The sequence below is a fragment of the Microcoleus sp. A003_D6 genome, from assembly GCF_036702825.1.
GTDB lineage: Bacteria > Cyanobacteriota > Cyanobacteriia > Cyanobacteriales > Microcoleaceae > Microcoleus.
Genome location: NZ_JAUBWA010000273.1, coordinates 1 through 2323, shown reverse-complemented (window position 1 = coordinate 2323; position 2323 = coordinate 1). Strand labels below are relative to the sequence as shown.

Genomic DNA, 2323 nt, shown 5'->3' with positions numbered 1-2323 from the left:
AACATTTTTCCTTGTGGAACGGGCATCTTGCCCGTTCCAAAATTTGATTAAAAGGACTTTTGCAAGAGGTCTATTAGGATTCGACGTTCGACTTGATGGCCACAGGTACTGCAACGAGGGGAAGTTTCACGGTTTGAGTAGGGCGATCGCTCGATCGCAATACCAAATTTTTCGGTAACTGCGCGGAAGTGCTGACTCCGGCAAATATGTGAAGCGATAAGGTTAAGGCGGCCGATAACAACAGTTTTTCTAACATGGCACTGTCTCCAATACATATGCCCTCGGGCATAATTCCTCTTACACCTACAACATATAAGCATCCTCAGTCGCTTGGTGCGATCGCACGGACATAGTTAAGTGACACGTATCACGACTGAGGAGGGGGTGATGGGAATAGGGGGTGATGGGATACGGGGGATAGGGAGAGGGGGAGTGGGGGAGAGTGAGAAAATCTTTACGCTTGACTTCTGGCGTCAACATCCGTTAAATCCGTTAAATCCCTTACACCGCTTCATTGCCGAACCTTCCCTACAAATCGAGAATTGTCCTAGAGAAAGAAGCCGTTGAGTCTCTCTCAAAGGTAGAATTAGCGCGTAGAAGTTATTTGACACAGCGGAGGTACCGACAAGATGCTTGCATACATTCTGGCGTTGGCCGTCGGTCTAGGCAGCTTCAGTATTTACATGGCGGCGTTCTTTTTTCCAGAAGTTCACCGCAAAAGTGATTTTACCTGGAGCGGGGTAGGGCTTTTTTATGCGTTAATTTTATGGGCTTGTGCGGGGCGAATTACCGGTGCTCTCCTGCTGGGTCAAATGGCGGGCGTGGCTATGTTGGGCTGGTTTGCTTGGGAAACCCTGACTTTGCGCAGGCTGGTGACGCCAATCGATCGGCAAACGCCGATTCCTCAGTCGGCGAATTTGACTGCCGCGGGCGTGCCGTTTGCCGGCTTGTTTGGCAAGAAAAAAGAGCCCGCAGCGAAAAAACCTAAGTTTGTTCGATCGCCCAAACCGAAAGCGGATGTTGTTTCAGCACCTGCGAGCGATCGGGGCGAGGTAAAAGTACAGGGACAGCCGGGGATTCCCCCAATACCTCAAACTATTGCCGAAAGTTCGATCGCCCCTGAGTTGAAAATTCCCGACTCCAAAGCACCTGCAATTGCAGAAATACCCGTCTTTTCAGTCGAAACTCCTGCTGCTGAGACTTCACCAACCCCAGCAGAATTAGCCAGCAGCTTCACTCCTCTACCTCTACCTCTAGAATTTTCAGAAATTGCCGCAGCACCAACTGTGGAGCCAGCAGAGGCTAAGTCAGAAGCCAAACAGCAGCCTGAAGCGGATGATTTTGAGGAAATAGAAACAGAATGGAGGACAGCCGTTAAAGAGTCGCAGGCGGCAGCAGCGGCGGCGGCCCCAACTCCTGCCAAAACAGCTAAAAAATCCGGCGGTTTCGGAAGTCTGTTTGCGAATCTCAAAAATAGTCTCGGCGGTATGTTGGGACGGAGTGCGGGTAAAAACAAGCCTGATGCAACTCCCCAGACGCCAACACCAAAAGCGACGAGCGAGTCGATCGCACCTGAATCTAAAATAACGGCAATTCCTGCACTTGATATCGACTCCATTCTCCAATCAGAATTAGCCGATGCCGCCACCGAAGTGGCAGCCGAAACCAGCAACACTGCTGTCGAAACCAGCCGCATAGTGCCGTTTCCAACCGATGTTGAAGCAATGGCCGAGTTGATGGCAGAAACCGCTAGTTCAGGCAAAATAGGGGAAAGTTCGATCGACGATCGATCGTCGGCCCAAATCCAGACACCCCCGACTGCTGTTAGCGAACCGGAAGCAGCAGCAGGCGTACCGGAAGCAGAAGCCCCTGCTGTATCTCTGGAAATGACTGTGGTGGAAGTGGCAGAGCCTGTAGAGATAGAAGTACCGGGAGAACCTGGGTTGAGCGTGCAGGTGGAAACGGTTTCAGTATCAGTGATCTCGATCGAATCCACAGATAAAAAACCATCTTCTGAGGGAGAACAACCGGAATTGATTCGCCCGAATCCCCCCCCTTCGGAGCTAGTAGAAGCTGCTCAACCGGCCGATGAATCCAAGTCGGAGAAGGTATCCGACGAAGATAAGCCCTCATCTTGAGGCAAAAAGCAAAAGGTAGAAAGCAGAATTTTTTTGATCCTGCCTTCTACCTTCTTACTTTTTACTTTTTACTTTTTACTTCTGCCCTCTTCCTTCTGCCCTCTTCCTTCTTCCTGAAATCCGTTACATCCGTTACATCCGTTACATCCGTTACATCCGTTACATCCGTTACATCCGTTACATCC

General features: G+C 50.4%; 3 protein-coding genes. 1 reads left to right on the top strand and 2 read right to left on the bottom strand.

Annotation, left to right across the window (positions count from 1 at the left end):
* Positions 1-73 precede the first annotated feature (73 nt).
* Complete coding sequence (locus QUB70_RS32355) at positions 74-256, bottom strand: hypothetical protein (RefSeq protein WP_332985896.1); 183 nt, start codon at positions 254-256, stop codon at positions 74-76.
* Positions 257-303: 47 nt separating this feature from the next.
* Entirely contained in the window at positions 304-480 is a 177-nt protein-coding gene (locus QUB70_RS32350) for a hypothetical protein (RefSeq protein WP_332985895.1), read from the bottom strand.
* 149 nt (positions 481-629) lie between these two features.
* On the opposite strand from QUB70_RS32350, the gene QUB70_RS32345 reads away from it, so the two are divergent.
* Positions 630-2138 carry a Ycf66 family protein gene (locus tag QUB70_RS32345; RefSeq protein WP_332985893.1) on the top strand — a complete coding sequence of 503 codons (1509 nt, stop codon included), beginning with the start codon at positions 630-632 and terminating at the stop codon, positions 2136-2138.
* Positions 2139-2323: the final 185 nt, after the last annotated feature.

What these genes read in the sequence shown, in the direction of transcription:
- QUB70_RS32355 (WP_332985896.1), bottom strand. Translation starts at nt 256, where the DNA reads ATGTTAGAAAAACTGTTGTTATCGGCCGCCTTAACCTTATCGCTTCAC.
- QUB70_RS32350 (WP_332985895.1), bottom strand. Translation starts at nt 480, where the DNA reads ATGTTGACGCCAGAAGTCAAGCGTAAAGATTTTCTCACTCTCCCCCAC.
- QUB70_RS32345 (WP_332985893.1), top strand. Translation starts at nt 630, where the DNA reads ATGCTTGCATACATTCTGGCGTTGGCCGTCGGTCTAGGCAGCTTCAGT.